The organism is Holdemania sp. 1001302B_160321_E10, assembly GCF_015552275.1.
Lineage (GTDB): Bacteria > Bacillota_I > Bacilli_A > Erysipelotrichales > Erysipelotrichaceae > Holdemania.
The window spans coordinates 1-16,343 of the sequence record NZ_JADNEM010000030.1 but is presented as its reverse complement, the minus strand read 5'-3'; the positions used below and the strand labels follow the sequence as shown (position 1 = coordinate 16,343).

The 16,343-nt window shown below is 51.9% G+C and carries 16 protein-coding genes; 15 read left to right on the top strand and 1 reads right to left on the bottom strand.

Annotation, left to right across the window (positions count from 1 at the left end; all coding sequences use genetic code 11):
- The first annotated feature begins 8 nt into the window (after positions 1-8).
- From dnaG to I2D94_RS14745, 10 genes are all read left to right on the top strand, one after another.
- Positions 9-1,778 carry a DNA primase gene (dnaG, locus tag I2D94_RS14790; protein WP_195397475.1) on the top strand — a complete coding sequence of 590 codons (1,770 nt, stop codon included), beginning with the start codon at positions 9-11 and terminating at the stop codon, positions 1,776-1,778.
- Positions 1,756-2,982, top strand: coding sequence for an RNA polymerase sigma factor RpoD (rpoD, locus tag I2D94_RS14785; RefSeq protein WP_195397474.1), 1,227 nt, complete (start codon positions 1,756-1,758; stop codon positions 2,980-2,982). The genes dnaG and rpoD overlap by 23 nt, the downstream gene beginning before the upstream one ends.
- A gap of 5 nt (positions 2,983-2,987) precedes the next feature.
- Positions 2,988-3,653, top strand: a complete 666-nt coding sequence (locus tag I2D94_RS14780) for a class I SAM-dependent methyltransferase (RefSeq protein WP_195397473.1) — start codon at positions 2,988-2,990, stop codon at positions 3,651-3,653.
- Positions 3,654-3,951: 298 nt separating this feature from the next.
- Positions 3,952-4,656 (top strand): hypothetical protein, encoded by a 705-nt coding sequence (locus I2D94_RS14775; protein ID WP_195397472.1) that lies wholly within the window; start codon positions 3,952-3,954, stop codon positions 4,654-4,656.
- Positions 4,656-5,918: a GHKL domain-containing protein gene (locus I2D94_RS14770; protein ID WP_195397471.1), complete on the top strand. Its 1,263-nt coding sequence runs from the start codon at positions 4,656-4,658 to the stop codon at positions 5,916-5,918. Before I2D94_RS14775 ends, I2D94_RS14770 begins: the two co-directional genes overlap by 1 nt.
- On the top strand, positions 5,912-7,192 hold the full coding sequence (locus I2D94_RS14765) for a GHKL domain-containing protein (RefSeq protein WP_195397470.1): 1,281 nt from the start codon (positions 5,912-5,914) through the stop codon (positions 7,190-7,192). Before I2D94_RS14770 ends, I2D94_RS14765 begins: the two co-directional genes overlap by 7 nt.
- Before the next feature lie 198 nt (positions 7,193-7,390).
- A complete protein-coding gene (locus I2D94_RS14760) occupies positions 7,391-8,803 on the top strand; it encodes a hypothetical protein (protein WP_195397469.1) in 1,413 nt (470 codons plus the stop codon).
- Positions 8,800-9,324 (top strand): LytTR family DNA-binding domain-containing protein, encoded by a 525-nt coding sequence (locus I2D94_RS14755; RefSeq protein ID WP_195397468.1) that lies wholly within the window; start codon positions 8,800-8,802, stop codon positions 9,322-9,324. Before I2D94_RS14760 ends, I2D94_RS14755 begins: the two co-directional genes overlap by 4 nt.
- On the top strand, positions 9,321-9,701 hold the full coding sequence (locus I2D94_RS14750; protein ID WP_195397467.1) for a hypothetical protein: 381 nt from the start codon (positions 9,321-9,323) through the stop codon (positions 9,699-9,701). Before I2D94_RS14755 ends, I2D94_RS14750 begins: the two co-directional genes overlap by 4 nt.
- Positions 9,702-9,745: 44 nt before the next feature.
- Positions 9,746-10,321, top strand: coding sequence for an ATP-binding protein (locus I2D94_RS14745; protein WP_195397466.1), 576 nt, complete (start codon positions 9,746-9,748; stop codon positions 10,319-10,321).
- Between the two features lie 80 nt (positions 10,322-10,401).
- On the opposite strand, the gene rpsT is transcribed toward I2D94_RS14745, so the two are convergent.
- The gene (rpsT, locus tag I2D94_RS14740; RefSeq protein WP_006060229.1) at positions 10,402-10,662 is read right to left on the bottom strand and encodes a 30S ribosomal protein S20; all 261 of its coding nucleotides are present in this window, start codon (positions 10,660-10,662) and stop codon (positions 10,402-10,404) included.
- A gap of 181 nt (positions 10,663-10,843) precedes the next feature.
- Here rpsT and gpr point away from each other — a divergent pair, with 181 nt between their 5' ends.
- The 5 genes from gpr (at position 10,844) to lepA (ending at position 16,312) form a co-directional block, all read left to right on the top strand.
- Positions 10,844-11,713 (top strand): GPR endopeptidase, encoded by an 870-nt coding sequence (gene gpr, locus I2D94_RS14735; RefSeq protein WP_195397465.1) that lies wholly within the window; start codon positions 10,844-10,846, stop codon positions 11,711-11,713.
- Between the two features lie 54 nt (positions 11,714-11,767).
- A complete protein-coding gene (locus I2D94_RS14730) occupies positions 11,768-12,610 on the top strand; it encodes a stage II sporulation protein P (RefSeq protein WP_195397464.1) in 843 nt (280 codons plus the stop codon).
- Entirely contained in the window at positions 12,607-12,885 is a 279-nt protein-coding gene (locus I2D94_RS14725; RefSeq protein WP_006060233.1) for a hypothetical protein, read from the top strand. The genes I2D94_RS14730 and I2D94_RS14725 overlap by 4 nt, the downstream gene beginning before the upstream one ends.
- A gap of 64 nt (positions 12,886-12,949) precedes the next feature.
- Complete coding sequence (fmt, locus tag I2D94_RS14720; RefSeq protein WP_229056903.1) at positions 12,950-13,936, top strand: methionyl-tRNA formyltransferase; 987 nt, start codon at positions 12,950-12,952, stop codon at positions 13,934-13,936.
- Between the two features lie 573 nt (positions 13,937-14,509).
- The gene (gene lepA / locus I2D94_RS14715; RefSeq protein WP_195397463.1) at positions 14,510-16,312 is read left to right on the top strand and encodes a translation elongation factor 4; all 1,803 of its coding nucleotides are present in this window, start codon (positions 14,510-14,512) and stop codon (positions 16,310-16,312) included.
- The last annotated feature ends 31 nt before the right edge of the window (positions 16,313-16,343 follow it).

Below are 16,343 nucleotides of genomic sequence, written 5' to 3'. Positions count from 1 at the left end.
GATGACGAATGCGCCTGAGCGATGAAGAAATCACCGCGGTCAGAAACAGCGCGGATATTGCGGAAGTCATCGGCCACTATGTGCCGTTAGTCAAAAAAGGCCGTTCCATGGCCTGCGTCTGTCCCTTCCACGACGATCACGACCCGTCGCTTTCGATTTCCCAGGACAAGCAGATTTATAAGTGCTTCGTCTGCGGAGCCGGCGGCAACGTGTTTACTTTCGTTCAGAATTATGAAAAAGTCAGTTTCCCGGAGGCCGTGGCGAAGGTTGCGGAAATCAGCGGCTACAAGCTTTCGTTTGATCCTTCTGCCTTAAAAACGCCGGTCGATCCGAGGAAAGACGCATTATATAAGGTGCTGGCGGAAACGATCCGCTACACGCATTATCAGCTGGGAGCGCAGGCGGGAACGCCGGTGCGCGAGTATCTGGCCAACCGCGGGATCGACGAGGCGACGATCGAAAAGTTTGAGATCGGCTGGAACGGCCCGGGCGATGAGCTGCTGCGGTTTCTGCAGGCAAAAGGCTACAACGAGCAGGACATGGTCGCGGCGAATGTCGTCCGGCTGAACGAGAGCGGTCTGCACGATGTGTTCACCAGCCGGATCACGTTTCCGATCCACGACTCGCTCGGCAATCCGATCGGCTTTACGGCCCGCAGTATGGATCCCGAAGCGCAGAGCAAATATATCAACACGACCGAGACCGACGTCTATGTCAAAGGTCACACGGTCTTCAATTACCACCGCGCCAAACAGCCCTCCCGTCAGGAAGGGCGGGTGCTTTTATGCGAGGGTGTCACGGACGTGCTGGCTTTTTCCCGGGCGGGAATGGACAACGTCGTGGCGACGCTGGGCACGGCGTGCACCAAGGAACAGCTGCGCTTACTGCGGCAATGCTCGCTGCATCTGACATTTTGTTATGATGGCGATAAGGCCGGGCAGAACGCGACCTACAAGGCGGCGAAGCTGGCCCGCGAGGCCGGCTTTGAGGTCGGCATCGTCAGCAATCCGACCGGACTGGATCCGGATGAAATTCTGCGCCAGCACGGCGCGGAAGAACTTCGAGCAATGGTCCGCAAAGAGCTGACGTGGATGGAATTTGTCTTTCAGTATCTATCGACGCGTTATGATCTGGAAAACTATTCCGAAAAAAAAGAATTCACGCTGAAGGTGGAAGACGAAATCAAACAGCTGAGCGATGAATTCGACCGTCAGAATTTTGCCCATCAGCTGGAGCAGCTGACCGGATTTCATCTCGATCTGGGCGCAGCCCCGGCTCCAAAACCGGACAATTCCGGTGTCAGCCGGGGAAAAACGGTTCCAATTCGTTTAAATCCGTCGCGAGATGGTAAGACTAATGCAGAACACCTGATTCTTGCGCTAATGCTTACCCGCCGCGAAGCGGTAGAAATGTTCAAAGAAAAACTCGGTTTTCTGCTGAATGAAGAAAATCAGCAGCTTGCAATGATGATCCTGGATTACAGCCGGTCTCATCCGCAGCTGCAGATTGCGGATTTCATCAGTACGATCTACGAGGAAGCGCTGAGACAAAAGGTTCTGGATCTTTCAGAATGGGAGTGTCCACAATTTACGCCGGAGGTCATGGACGGAGCGATCCGCCGCCTGCAGCGGTGTATGCTGGAAGAAAGAATAAATGATCTGAAGCAACAGATCCTGCGCATCAGCAATCCGGAAAGCCAGGCTGCCCTTCTCAATGAACGGATGCAGCTGCAGAGAGAATTAAGGGGGTACCTTGATGAAGAAAAACACCAAGACTAAGGAGACAAAAATGCCAGTTTACAAAACGTTGGACCAATTAAAGGAAGAATTCAAAAAGACCTATCTTGCGGATAAGGTCATTTATCAGAAGGATGTCATGGATGCCCTGGAACATCTCGATCTGACGGATAACGACATGGACGACCTGTACGAGTGGTTCGCCGCGGAAGGCATCGACATAAGCGAGGACGACGATATCGAAGAACTGGAAAACATCGAGATTCCGGAAGCGGGAGCGATGACTCAGGATATCGGCGACGATCTGGAATTCCTGGCGGAAGATGCCGGGGAAGATTTTGACGAGGAAGTCGAGGATGTGGAAGTCCCGATCGATCTCAGCGAAACTTACAGCAGCTCTCCTTATGTGCGGATCAACGATCCGGTGAAGATGTATCTGAAAGAAATCGGACGGGTACCGCTGCTGAATCCGGAAGATGAACCGGAAATCGCCCGCCGGATTCAGGCCGGGGATGAGGAAGCCAAGCGGATTCTGATTTCATCCAACCTGCGTCTGGTCGTTTCGATCGCGAAGAAATACGTCGGCCGCGGCATGTTGTTTCTGGATCTGATTCAGGAAGGCAACATGGGGTTGGTCAAGGCGGTCGAGAAGTTCGACTACACTAAAGGTTTTAAATTTTCAACGTATGCGACATGGTGGATCCGTCAGGCGATCACCCGTGCGATTGCCGACCAGGCCCGGACAATCCGAATCCCGGTACATATGGTAGAAACAATTAACAAGCTGACCCGCGTTCAGCGGCAGCTTGTGCAGGATCTGGGTCGGGAACCGACGGCTGAGGAAATCGCGGAAAAGATGGAAAACATTACGCCGGACAAGGTTCGCGAGATCCAGAAGATCGCGCTGGAGCCGGTTTCGCTGGAAACGCCGATCGGCGAGGAAGACGATTCCCACCTGGGGGATTTCATCGAGGATAAAGACGCGATGTCGCCGGATCAGTACGCCAACAATCAGCTGCTGAAGGATGAGATCAACAACGTCCTGCAGGGGCTGACGGAACGGGAGGAAAAGGTGCTGCGGCTGCGCTTTGGGCTGTACGACGGCCGGACGCGTACCCTGGAAGAAGTCGGTAAGGAATTCAACGTTACGCGTGAACGTATCCGTCAGATTGAAGCCAAGGCGCTGCGCAAGCTGAAACATCCGACCCGCTCCAAGCGGCTGCGGGATTTCGTCGATAAGAATTAAGGGTTATGCTGAGCGTCCGACTGAAAGCGATTGCCGACTGCGTTCCGGAAGGGACGATCGTCGCCGATATCGGGACCGATCACGCCTTTCTGCCGGTGGAACTGATTGCCTCCGGAAAGATCGAAAGAGCCTATGCCTGCGATATCGGAACTGGACCGTTGGAGCATGCCCGTGCGACGGTGGCGGAAGCCGGGCTGCAGGCACAGATTTCGTTGATTCTGACGCCGGGCCTGGAGAAAGTGCCGCAGGATGCACAGGTCGCCGTGATTGCCGGGATGGGCTGGATGACGGCTAAGAAAATTCTGGAAAACGATTTTGAACGGCTGGGGCAGTTTCAGCGGATTCTTGTGCAGGTCAACCGCGAGGTGGCTTCACTGCGTCGCTGGATCATGGATCACGGGTTTGAAATTGTTGCGGAGAAGCTGGTGCACGACCGGCATTACTATCAGATCGTCGGTTTCCGCAAGGCATCTCAGCCGGTTGTTTATACCGAAGCCCAGCTGCAGTACGGCCCGTTTCTATTAGCGCGCCGGGAACCGGTCTTCATCGAATATTATCATTACCGCAAGACCAAGCTGGAACGGATTGCCCATCAGATTGAGGATCCAATCAAGCGGGGAGAAATCCTGCGTCAGATCGAGGAAATAGATGCGGTGGTTTTAAATCGCTAAATCTGAACAGAAATAAGCAGAGAGAAGGGCCGCGAGGTCCTTCCCTTTTTCTATGGCTTGGAATTGGGATAGTGTTGCTTATCTGGGGCTGAGGCAGAGCAAACATCGTTTTTTACTTAAAATAGGAAGAAAATTCGTAAATTATTGACAAATCTGGTCGGGTATGCAATCTGGACTTTGATTTCAAACTGCGCTACAATGAAAAAACAAGGTCAGTTTATACATTGACTGACGATCAATTTGTTGGGAAGGGAGCAGCCGACGGCATTGGGGGCGGTTGGCTGTGAAGGGGATAGTCATGAACAATAAAAAAACAATGCTTTATCTGGCCGGTTTTTTTGTAAGCCAGCTCGTTTTGGTCGTCGCGGTTTTCGGCGTGCGGAAAGAAATGGCGATCGTTCAGATTTTTATCATTCTCTCGCTGGCCATTGCGATCACGCTGGTCGGCGATTTCTGCATCTTCGGGATTATTCGCAGCGTCATGCGATATAACGAAGAAGAACTGGAGCTGCGGCAGCTGACGGAACTTAACCGGCGAAATTATCAATTCTATCAGTTTGCCGTGATGCAGCAGCAGAATATCCGTTATTTTTATCATGACCTGTCGAATCATCTGATTACCCTGGAAATCTTAAAGGAACAGGGAAAGACGGAAGAACTCAATGCGTACGCCAATAAGCTGATGACGCAGTTTGATCGCCAGCTGCCGGCCTACAAGACCGGCAACGTCATGCTCGATATCTTAATCCAATATAATCAGATTCATGAGCCGGCCTGCCCGCTGACCGTCCGCGGGCCAGTTCCGGAACAGTTTGATTTTTCGGCGCTGCTGCGCGTAATGCAGAAGCTGGCGGAAATCTGCCCGGGGACACCGGTAACCTTGCGTTTTGAGCCGACGCTGCGCGTGGAAGTGCCGGCGGCGGAATTGGCGCGGAAACAAAAGGAAATCGAAACGCTGCGGCAGGAAAACAAGACGCTGGAAATCATCGGGGTGATGGAATAATGCAGAACCCGATTTTATATTACCTGAATCATATTCCACTATTGATGACCTGGACGTATTGTTACAATGAAATCCTGCCGGTCCGCAAGAGCTACTGGCGCGATTATCTTGCGCTGGATCTGGGCATCACGCTGGTGGTGTTCTTTCTGTTAAGTCTGTATGCGATTCCCGGATCGGCGCAGGATCATTCAGTTGTGCGCATGACGGTCTCTGCGATGGTGATCGGCCTTGTGATCTATCTTGTGAAGCGTCCGGGCTTGAAAGCGACGTTGTTCGCCTTGTTTGCCCAGCAGCTGCTTTCGATTACTGCGGAAATGGTGACGATGCTGATCACACTGGTCGGCGTGCAGTTCAGCCGCGACGCGTATGAAAGTGCCTTCTACATGAACGTTTTTTCCTATCTGCTGCTGGATGGGATGAGCTTGTTGTTTTTCAAAGTCGCGCTGAGCTTTGGAAAAAAACACAGGCGCTCGGTGGAAGGAGAATACTATACGATCGGCACGCTGCTTTTTACCTGCCAGTTTTTGTGGCTGTATATTTTGTCCTATAAGCTGATTTACATCAAGGAAGCCAGTTCGGGATTGTTGGCGCAGGCGCTTGGATTTCTGATTGTTACCGACATTGTCGTCTTTTTCAGCGCTGTCCGGATCGTCCGGCAGAAGCGAAAAAAACAGGAACTGGACGCCCGCCGGCAGATGAATGCGGAACTGGCGGGACATCTGGAAAAATTATCGGAAAAACAGGATGGAATTGAGACGGTTTTCCATGAAATGCACGATCTAAACGCTCAGATTGAGAGTTTGCAGGTGATTCGGGGCCGGCTGCGAAAGCTGCGGGAAGATTTGTATTGTGAAAATCCGTATGCCAACGCTTTATTCAATTATTATCGCCAGCTCTGCGATCAGAAGCAGATCGCCGCGACCTTTGTGATTGAATCCAGTCTGAACGGGATTCTGGACGAGTACGATTTAAACACGCTGCTGTCCAACCTGCTGAAGAATGCGGTGGAAGCCGCAGAATTCAGCGAATCTCCGTTCATTGACTTTCAGGTGGCGGAAAAAGCCGGGCTGCTGCTGATCCGCTGCCGCAACCGTGTTGCGGAAAACGTTCCCAAACGGAACAAAAAAATCAGCGGACAGGGAACGGCGATCATGGAAGCCATTCTGCGCCGCTGCCATGGCGTGCACAGCTTCAGTCGGGATCACGATATCGCGACGGTACAGATCGCGCTGGAGAGTGGAAAGCGGGTGAAGGAATGCTGAACAACGAACCTTTTTTCTATTTCAATCATTTCATTCTATTTCTGATCTGGGCAGCTTTTCACTGCGCTTTTCTTAATCATCGGGAGCCGTTAAAAACACTGTTCCCCAAGCTGTATCTGGCGTTTATCATCAACTTTATTTTTAATTTTATTCTGTTTTCGGTCTTTGACGAGTTCTTTGCGGTTAACAGTCTGCGGACGCTGACGACGATCATTTTCATGCTTCTGGTCGTGAAAATTGTGGTAAAGGAATCGTGGATGAACACGGTGTTCGCCATGATCTTTCATACAGTGTGCATCCTGTTATCCGAGATGCTGGCCATCCTGGTCATGGTGGCGGCCAGCGGGTTTGATCAGGCAGCGTTTCAGGATGCTTCGTTTTTCGGTACGGCAGGCTTTCTGGTCATGGACGTCTGGAATGCGGTCTTTTTCGGTCTGGTTCTTTTCTTGAAACGCAAGGTGTTTCCGGCCGTTGACTGGCAGAAACAGGCGCGTTTGATTCCGCTGATCGTCGTGCATGCGCTGTGGATTTATCTGCTTTCCTATAAATTGATCTACGCGTATCAGATCACGATGAACCTGACTTTATTTTTCATTGGATCCTGGCTGTGTCTGCAGGGATCGGCGTTCTTTTTGATCCGCAGTTTGTTAAAAATGAAGGCGGCGCGCGAGAATGCTGAGCAAAAACGGGAAAATAACGAACGCATTCAGGCGCAGATTCTGGCGTTGTATGAAAAGCAGGACGTGATGGATGAGGTCTGGCAGACAGTCAAAGCGCAGCTTGGCCATGTTGATGTGGAACACCTCCGATCCGCACATCATCAGATCGGGGCGATCCGTAACCTGATCTATTGCGATAATCCGTCGGTCAATGCGATGTTGGCTTCGTTTGACAGACAATTTGCAAAACAGGCAGTGCCTTTTCATTACGCGATTGAAGCTTCATTGCTTTCAGGCGTCGATGATTTCGATATGAACACGCTGTTGTCCAATTTGTTGAAAAATGCGTTGGAAGCGGCCGAAGGCGCGCCGGATCCGCAGATCAGCCTGACCATCACTCAGCAAAAGCAGATGTTGTTTATCCGCTGTACGAATTCCTGCGGTCAGCCGCGGCAAAGAAAGAAGCAGATCCGCGGCAATGGGATGAAGATCATCACGCAGATCGCGGAAAAGTATCAAGGTCAGGCACAATGGGAGAAGGAAGCTTCACGGATGATTGCCGAAGTGCTGCTGAACAAAATGCAGGCTGAGAATGAAGAGCTTTCTGCGGCGTAAGGCCGCTCACGGAGTCTGAATTCTGAAACGATGGCGAATGGACTGTTTAAAGCTGATCAGGAACAAGTGAGCTTGAGTGGAGCGGACGTCAGCGGGACTTTCTGTCACTTATGTCCGGATATCTGCCGCTTACGCCGAATTTGTGGCGGGCTGTTTCCCTTTCGGGTACAATAACAAAGAAGAAAAGGAGGGAAACGGATGGCTGGAGTTGGAATGATGCTGATGATTTCCTTTGCCGTGAGTGGTTTGGGATTGATTTTGTTTTTAACTTTTTCCCGACGTCGGCACTTGGGGATACAGGGCAAAGAAACGCCACTGAACGGCAGCCCGCAGTCGATTGTCATGGCGGGTGCTGGTCTGGCGTTGTTGCTTTTCCAATGGGATTCGCCGATATCTGCGCTGCAATGGCTGATGTTCGCGGCGGCTGCCGCGGGTTTGATTCTGTTGGCGCACAGTCTGCGCCAGGGCTTGTTCGCCGGTTCGGCGTTGTTGTTATTTGCCGGTATGCTGATGAAGCTGATCTGGGATGACGAGGGGCTTCGTCAGCTGGGGCCGTTAGTCTTCCTGATCAGCTATGAATGCGCAGCGGCCGGGCTGATGATCCATTCTGCGGAGCCGGCGGTGCGGCAGCGGCTTAAAAACTTGATGCTGTGGCTGGCGCTGTTGTTTGGGATTGCGCTTGCAGGCCGCAATAACGCGCAGTGGCTGCCGCTGCAGTCCTTCTTGCAGCTGATCTGTGCCTATAAGATTTATTCCCGAGCTTTGGATTTTCGGGAACAATTTTATTTCGTGCAGAAGCAGCGGAGGATTCGGCAGTTAAAACCGATTCAGGCAGGAATCCTGGTCATGATCTCAGCGCTCTTGTTAGCGGGGGTGCAGGCGGGGCTGGTGCGGTCTGAAAGTAAAAATGCCCGGCCTCAGGTCTGGGTATACCGTACTGAAGACGAGCACCTCAGCAATCTGATCGTGATCGAGGGGGAAAAACTGAATTTAAATCTGGCCTATCCGGTCAGCGACGCTTATGCGGATACGCGAGTAAAGCTGCGGATCACGGAAACGGAAAGCGGCGAGATTGTCTATGAAAGCGAAGAAGCGTTGGATGATCAACGAACCGCACCCGATAGTTATTGGATCATCAGTGAACGGCCGGGAATCAATCTCAGTTCACGCCGGCCGGTCCCATGGACGATCACCTGGTCTGTTCTCAAGGAGGAAACGGTCCTTGAAACACGAACGTTAAATTGCGATCCCCTGGCGCTTCCGGTCTTTGCGGGTGAGGGTCAGTATTTCCTCATCCGCAATCTGACAGCGGGCTATGGCTATTTCTCCTCCCCGGATGTGCAGGCGAGGAATACGCTGCAGATCAATCCGCTGCGGTTTCGGAATCTGGGGTATCAGATGACGATGTTTAACGCACAGGATCAGCCGGTCATTGAAAGCTCCAGCAACGGAACGATCCGCGCCAGCCTGACGTTAAGCCACAGTGCTTCGGGGTGGGGCATTAATTTTGAAGATGACGAAGTGGTCCGCGGTGAAATCACAATCTGGGTCAGCGACGCGAAGGGGAAAAAGTTCTATGAGGAAACGATAGAACTGGTGAAGCAGCCATGATCAAACTGATCTGTCGGCCCGAGCATGAGGCCCAGCTGCGGGAAACTCTGAAACCCTTTGAAGCGCTGGATCTGACGCTGGTCGAAAAAGGCGTTGACTACGATTCGATTGGAATTCTGTTTCAGATGGAGGATCTGGCGGAACTAACCGCCTTTCTCAATCATCATTTTCTGCAGGAAAAGCGGCAGACGCTGACGGGTCAGCATGACGGGCGGACTTATGTCGTCGCGCTGGCGGACGTGCTGTATATTGAAGGGCTGCAGCGGGAAACGTTCGCCTATACCGCCAGCCGATGTCTGCAGCTCAACCGCAAGCTGTATCAGCTGCAGGAGGAGCTGTATCCGCGTCAGTTTATCCGCATCAGCAAGTCTTATCTTGTCAACCTCGCGAAGGTCGAACAAATTGCCCCGAGCTTTAACGGCCGGCTGACGCTGATGTTAAGCGGAGGCGTGCAGCTGGAGGTCAGCCGCAGCTATGCGCCGCATTTTCGCAAAGCGATTGGAATGGAGGGAAGACGATGATCGAACGATGGCTCTATCAAATTCTGATCGGGATGGCAATTCCTCTGACGGCCAGCTTCTTCAATCCCCGCGCTGCATCGCCGGACGGAATCTGGATTGTTCTGACCGGTCTGGCTTACGCGCTGTTTTTAGAAAGCTACCGTCTCTGGATTCAATCTCTGCACCGGGGAGCGCGGACTGCGGCCGCCGTCAGTCTGTTTCTGATCGCGCTGGTTGTTTTCAGTCATTTTACGTTAGAACGATTTCTACTTTTAATCGCGCTGGGTGTGCCGATGATCCGGCTGACGCTTTCATTGCGCCGGTATTCACAAGCGCTGGAGCAGTTTAAGCAGCAGCTGCAGACAGAGAATGAGGATTCAAAAATCTCCGGAAGATAAGCGTATCCTTAAAACCACTTTGGAAAAGGCAGGAGGATTAATTTATGAAAATAGAAACGATTTTATCGTGGCTTCCTCAAAATGCAGATTCGCAAAAGTCCATCGTGGTCATGATGTGCGGCGTGGCCGGGGCCGGGAAGACGACGCTGGCGAAGCAGCTGGAAGCCGCGGGGTATCTGCGTTTGTCGATTGACGAGGAGGTCTGGCGGCAATATGGCCGGTATGGCGTGGATTATCCTGCTTCGGCGTATGCCGCGTATTCAGCTGCCGTTGAAGTACAGCTGCAAGATCAGCTGGTGAAAGCGATTCAAGAACATCGACCGGTGGTCATTGATTTTAGTTTCTGGAGCCGGAAGAAACGCGATGCTTACCGCCGGCGGATTACGGACGCGGGTGGTCAGGTTCGTTTAATTTATCTCAAGGCCAGTCCGGAATGTTTGCGCCGCCGTCTGCGTCTGCGCTCGCTGCGCCGCGATGCCAATGCCGCGTTTGAAATCACAGACACGATTCTCAACGGGTATCTTCAGGACTTTGAAGCGCCGCGGGGAGAAGGGGAACTGGTGATCGATCAGGATCAGTCCGCAGATTTTCCTTGCGCTCAGAAGGTTGAGCAGGGATAATGCAGAGCGGAGATTCAAGACTTGAACCGCTGCGCCGCGAACCATAAAAAAAGATCCGGAATCCGGATCTTTTTCGCATCTTACAGAGAGTTGACCGCTTTCGCTAAGCGAGCCTTCTGACGCGCTGTGTAGTTCTTGTGCTTCAGATGGCTGGTAACGGCTTTATCTAATAAAGAATTTGCAGTGTTGTACGCTGCAACTGCCTTTTCCTTATCCTTCGCTTCAACCGCAACCAGGACTTCCTTGATCGCCGTCTTCAGCGCGGATTTTTCCGCAGTTTTCGCTGCATTTCTCTTTAAATTAGTAATCGAACGTTTCTTCTGAGACTTGATGTTTGGCATTCTGACACCTCCTCCGCATTTATACCTTAAGAATTATAACAAAAGGAAGGTGAAAATGCAAACACTAATGGAAAAAGGTGACAAGAAAACAAGCCGGAACCGGTAAAAACAAATTGTTTTCTTTTGGAATCTGACGCATAACCGGCGTTCTTTCAGCGCATACTAAGTCCGAGGTGAGCGTATGCGCAAACACAGAACCGATCTGGCCTATGAAGAAGTGCTGGATTTACAGGACAATGAGAATTTTACCCATACAAAGAAAAGTTACCGCGGGATCACTACCCATCATATTTCAATTCACAATCCGTGCGAGGAAATTGAAAAGCAGCCGGGTGAGTATATCACGATTGAGCTGGACGATCTGAACGACGCAACTCAGCGAAAGGAAGCGATCGCCGTGACTGCGGATTGTTTGAAACAGGTTGTTGAGGGCTTGAAGTGTACCGGGACGCGGACGTTAATCGTCGGGTTGGGCAATCAGGAAATCACGGCGGATTCTTTAGGTCCAATGGCGGCCCGCGAGGTGATCGTTACGGCTCATCTGCATCGGCTGAATGAAGAAGAACTGGCGCAGGGAACCAGCGAGGTCGCGGTCATCATTCCCGGTGTAATGGGGCAGACCGGTCTGGAGACCGCGGAATTTGTCCAGGCGGTCGCCCGGCAGTTTAAACCGGACTTTGTGATCGCGATCGACGCGCTGGCGACCCGTTCCATCGAACGGATCAACCGGGTGATCCAGATCAGCGATACCGGGATTCAGCCCGGCGGCGGGGTCGGCAATCACCGCAAAGTGCTCAACGAGGAGTTGGTGCAGGCTCCCGTCGTCGCGATTGGCGTCGCCACGGTCGTCAGCATCGAAGCTTTAATCGATCAGGTTCTTTCGACGATCCAATGCGACGATTATGATAAGGTGATGGAACATATCCATTATCAGGAATCCTACCAGATGGTCGTCACGCCCAAAGAAATGGATGAGGAGGTCAAGCATTTGACGGAAGTGATTTCGACGGCGATCAATCAGGTGCTTCATCCCCGCTACGCCCAGATGTAGTCATGAGCCCCCCTTTCCCCGCATAAACTGCGGAAAGAGAGGGGGCTTTTTTCCTTGAAAACAAAGCTGAAAATTACGCTCAAATGTCTGTTGATCCTGGCCTTTCTCGTCATGACGTCATTCTTTACCGGCTTCCGCGATTTACTTTCGCAGAATAAAACCTCGGTGCTGGAGTCGATCCTGCATCCGGTGATCGACCTGGACCGCATCTCGATCAAGGAACAGCTGGCGCTGCTGCCGGACTTCAAGCAGGCGGTGGAGCGGATTGATGAGGTTGTGATCAACGAGCCGTTTGTACCGAAATTTGAAAAGGAAGAAAAACCGGAGAAAAAATCCATTTACATCTATAACACCCATCAGTCGGAAACGTACAGCGACGGCACGACGACGTATGAAATCGGCATGGAGCTGGCGAAAATGTTAGAAGAGGAGGGGTATTATGTTTATTTTCAGACCGGGAATTTCCTGCGTGAAGCGGAGGAGGAAGGGCTGAAATACAACCAATTATATACGATTTCCCGCCGTCATATCAACGATACGTTTGCCGAACACGGCGGCTTTGATCTGGTCATCGACCTGCACCGCGACTCCGCGCCGCGTTCTGCTTCCATTCTGGAGAGCGACGGGGTTACTTATGCGAAGATGATGTTTGTCGTCGGCATGAAATCTTCCAATGCCGCTCACGTGATGGAGCATTCCCGGCAATTAACCGACAAAATCAACCAGGTGATGCCAGGTATAATGAGATCAGTTTTCCAGCGGCAGTCGGTTTACAACCAGGATATGGCGGAGAACATGGTGCTGCTGGAATTGGGAACGGACCAAAACAGCACGGAGGAAGTCCGCCACTCCTTACGGATCTTAGTCGAAGCGTTAACGAACGGAGGGATCGAATGAAACGGTTTATTCTGGACGCCTTTTTGATTTTAATCGTCGTCAGTATCGGCAGTACGCTCAATCAGCAGCAGCCGGAATCCACGATCCAGCAGCGGATCGACGAATTCAACCGGCAGATTGAACAGGAAGAAGTGATTGAACCGCCCGTCCACCGGGCTTCAATGTATCAGATTCAGGAAAACGCCGCCGGTCAGCTGGGGGCGAATATTTCCGAGATGGTCATCCGCGTCGTCGATGGTTCCGTGCGCATGATCGCTTCGGCTTTCGGCCAATGAACCGCGCATCTTCCTTTTGTTTATGGTATAATCGTTGACGTAAACGAAAAAGGAGGGATGCCTCTTGAAAACAAGAGTCTTATTTATGGGCACGCCGGAATTTGCCTGCGGGATTTTACAGGCGTTAACCGAGCTGCCGTTTGTCGAACTGGTCGGGGTCGTATCGCAGCCGGACAAGAAGGTCGGGCGGCAGCAGAAGCTGCAGCCGACGCCGGTGCATGCTCTGGCGCAGCAGCTGGCGCTGCCGGCGCTGCAGCCTGAGAAGATCCGTACGGAGTATGCGGATGTGCTGGCGTTAAACCCGGAGCTGATCGTCACCTGCGCGTATGGTCAGATGGTCCCGGAGGCCGTGCTGAACGCGCCGAAATACGGCTGCATTAACGTTCATGCTTCACTGCTGCCGAAATACCGCGGCGGCTCGCCGATTCATACCGCAATCATTCAGGGCGAAACGGAAAGCGGCGTGACGATCATGCAGATGGTGAAAAAAATGGACGCCGGGGATATGCTGGCGGTCAAAAAGGTAGCGATTGAAGCGGAAGATACGACGGAAATCCTGCATGACAAGCTGATGGCGGCAGGGGCGGCTTTGCTGAAGGAATGTCTGCTGGACTATATCGAAGGCCGGATCACGCCGGTTCCCCAGGATGAAACGCAGGTCAGCTTCGCCTGGAATATCACGAAAGAACAGGAACAGATTGATTTTTCTAAATCAGGCTGGCAGATCTATAATCAGATCCGCGGGCTGATTTCATGGCCGGTAGGCTATGGCGTGATCGCCGGACAGAAAATGAAGTTCTGGGGCGTGCGCTATCGCGAAGAGCGGTCCGGAAAGCCGAGCGGCACCATCCTCGGTTTTGATGAAACAGGGATGCAGGTCGCCGCGGGCGAAGGGATGCTTATCGTGACTGAGCTGCAGATGGAAGGCAAAAAGCGGGTCAGCGCCAGAGATTTCTACAATGGCAAAGGCAAGCAGCTGATCGGCTGTCAGTTTGAAGCGATTGCCCATCCGACCGGCACTCCGCAGGAAAGCGAAGCTTTGCCGAAGTAAAAACGAAAGCTTGAATCTGGCGGAAATCTGGCGCCAAAGGGAAAGGCGCAGCTTGTTTTATCAGGATAAAACAGGCAGGGAATCCATCCCTGTCAAAGAGACAGACAAAATAATCAAAGCAATTCAATAGCCCAAGCCAGCTCGATGAACTCGCTTGGGCTTTTATGTGAGAAACGTGTTACGCAAAAGGGACGGGGAATTCAAGCGCAAAGATTTAAACCTTGGAATCCTCGTTTATTATCTGATATCAGATTGTTAAGAATTACGGTATAAAGTAAGACGATGAATGCAGAAATAAGGAACCATCCTTACAATTATTGAACGGAATGCACGAAGTCAATGTTTTCCGGCTGCATTCCTTCCGCTATAATTCCGTATAAAAATTTGAAAATGCCAGTTCAATTATGCAGGTGTTTCGCTTGGATCGAAGGCCGCAAGAAATTCACATACGCTCGGCAAATCCGTCGGGAAAACGTAAAGCTCAGCCTGTTTCCCATCGTTTGAGGAGTGGTTCTGCTTTTCTTTGAGGTCGGCTTTTGATATAATAGGACAGAAGTTTAAGGAGGAATGGCGATGGATCAGTCGAAGATCAGGAACTTTTCGATCATTGCCCATATCGACCATGGCAAATCCACATTGGCGGATCGGATTCTGGAAATGACCGATACCGTTCAGCATCGGGAAATGGTTGATCAGATCCTGGATTCTCTGGATCTGGAACGGGAGCGCGGCATTACGATCAAACTGAACGCGGTTCAGCTGAAATATAAAGCAAAAGATGGCGAGGAATATATTTTCCATCTGATCGACACCCCCGGGCACGTCGATTTCACGTATGAGGTTTCACGCTCGCTGGCGGCGTGCGAAGGCGCGGTGCTGGTCGTGGATGCGGCGCAGGGAATTGAGGCGCAGACGCTGGCGAACGTCTACTTAGCGCTGGACAACGATTTGGAGATCGTGCCGGTCATCAATAAAATTGATTTGCCAAGCGCGCAGCCGGAGGTCGTCAAGGAAGAAATTGAAAGCGTCATCGGGCTGGATTGTACGGAAGCACCGTTGATATCGGCAAAGACCGGACTTAACGTTCAAGATGTGCTGGAGGAAGTCGTGAAGAAGATTCCGGCGCCTGCCGGCGATCCGCAGGCTCCGTTAAAAGCGCTGGTGTTTGATTCCGTGTATGATTCCTATCGCGGCGTTATCGTCTTTGTCCGCGTCAAGGACGGCCGGATTCAGGTCGGCGATAAAATCCGCTTCATGAATAATCAGGCTGAATATGAAGTGCTGGAATGCGGCGTGCGCAATCCGAAGGAAGTCAAGCTCAACGCTTTGGAGTGCGGCGAAGTCGGCTGGTTTGCAGCGAGCATCAAATCCGTGCAGGACGTCAGCGTCGGCGCAACCGTCACGAAGGCGGACAATCCGGCGAACGAAGCGCTGCCGGGCTATCGAAAGATGAATCCGATGGTTTACTGTGGTCTGTATCCGACCGATTCCGCGAAATACAACGATCTGCGCGACGCGCTTGAAAAGCTCAAGCTGAACGACGCCTCGCTGCAGTTTGAGGCGGAAACGTCCCAAGCTCTGGGCTTCGGCTTCCGCTGCGGCTTTCTCGGCCTGCTGCACATGGACGTCGTTCAGGAACGGCTGGAACGGGAGTATAACCTGTCGCTGATCGCGACGGCGCCCAGCGTTATCTATCATTGTTATCTGACCGACGGCTCGATGGTCAAGATCGACAACCCGGCGCATCTGCCGGAAGTCCAGCGGATCGAACGACTGGAAGAACCGTATGTCACCGCGAACATCATGGTGCCCAACGAATACATCGGCGCGGTTATGGAGCTGTGTCAGAACAAGCGCGGAATCTATAAGGACATGCATTATATCGACGCGAACCGCAATACGCTGGAATATGAAATTCCATTAGGTGAGATTGTATTTGATTTCTTTGATAAGCTGAAAAGCTGTACGAAGGGCTATGCGTCGCTGGACTATGAAATCAGCGAATACAAAAAGAGCGATCTGGTCAAGATGGACATTCTGCTCAACGGCGAATTGATCGACGCCTTGTCGATCATCGTGCACCGCGATTTCGCTTATGCCCGCGGCAACTCCATTACTGTGAAGCTGAAGGAACTGATCCCGAAGCAGCAGTTTGAAATTCCGGTGCAGGCGGCGGTGAACGGGAAGATTATCGCGCGCACCAATATCAAGTCGCTCCGCAAAAACGTTCTGGCCAAGTGTTACGGCGGCGATATTTCACGAAAGAAGAAGCTGCTGGAAAAACAGAAGGAAGGCAAAAAGCGGATGAAGGCGGTCGGATCCGTAGAAATTCCGCAGGAAGCGTTTTTCATACTTACCAACATAAAAGACGATTAAAAAGGCGGTTTCTACCGCCTGAAATAAATCG

Coding starts and splice junctions, on each gene's coding strand:
- dnaG (WP_195397475.1), top strand. CDS start 9: ATGCGCCTGAGCGATGAAGAAATCACCGCGGTCAGAAACAGCGCGGAT.
- rpoD (WP_195397474.1), top strand. CDS start 1,756: ATGAAGAAAAACACCAAGACTAAGGAGACAAAAATGCCAGTTTACAAA.
- I2D94_RS14780 (WP_195397473.1), top strand. CDS start 2,988: ATGCTGAGCGTCCGACTGAAAGCGATTGCCGACTGCGTTCCGGAAGGG.
- I2D94_RS14775 (WP_195397472.1), top strand. CDS start 3,952: ATGAACAATAAAAAAACAATGCTTTATCTGGCCGGTTTTTTTGTAAGC.
- I2D94_RS14770 (WP_195397471.1), top strand. CDS start 4,656: ATGCAGAACCCGATTTTATATTACCTGAATCATATTCCACTATTGATG.
- I2D94_RS14765 (WP_195397470.1), top strand. CDS start 5,912: ATGCTGAACAACGAACCTTTTTTCTATTTCAATCATTTCATTCTATTT.
- I2D94_RS14760 (WP_195397469.1), top strand. CDS start 7,391: ATGGCTGGAGTTGGAATGATGCTGATGATTTCCTTTGCCGTGAGTGGT.
- I2D94_RS14755 (WP_195397468.1), top strand. CDS start 8,800: ATGATCAAACTGATCTGTCGGCCCGAGCATGAGGCCCAGCTGCGGGAA.
- I2D94_RS14750 (WP_195397467.1), top strand. CDS start 9,321: ATGATCGAACGATGGCTCTATCAAATTCTGATCGGGATGGCAATTCCT.
- I2D94_RS14745 (WP_195397466.1), top strand. CDS start 9,746: ATGAAAATAGAAACGATTTTATCGTGGCTTCCTCAAAATGCAGATTCG.
- rpsT (WP_006060229.1), bottom strand. CDS start 10,662: ATGCCAAACATCAAGTCTCAGAAGAAACGTTCGATTACTAATTTAAAG.
- gpr (WP_195397465.1), top strand. CDS start 10,844: ATGCGCAAACACAGAACCGATCTGGCCTATGAAGAAGTGCTGGATTTA.
- I2D94_RS14725 (WP_006060233.1), top strand. CDS start 12,607: ATGAAACGGTTTATTCTGGACGCCTTTTTGATTTTAATCGTCGTCAGT.
- lepA (WP_195397463.1), top strand. CDS start 14,510: ATGGATCAGTCGAAGATCAGGAACTTTTCGATCATTGCCCATATCGAC.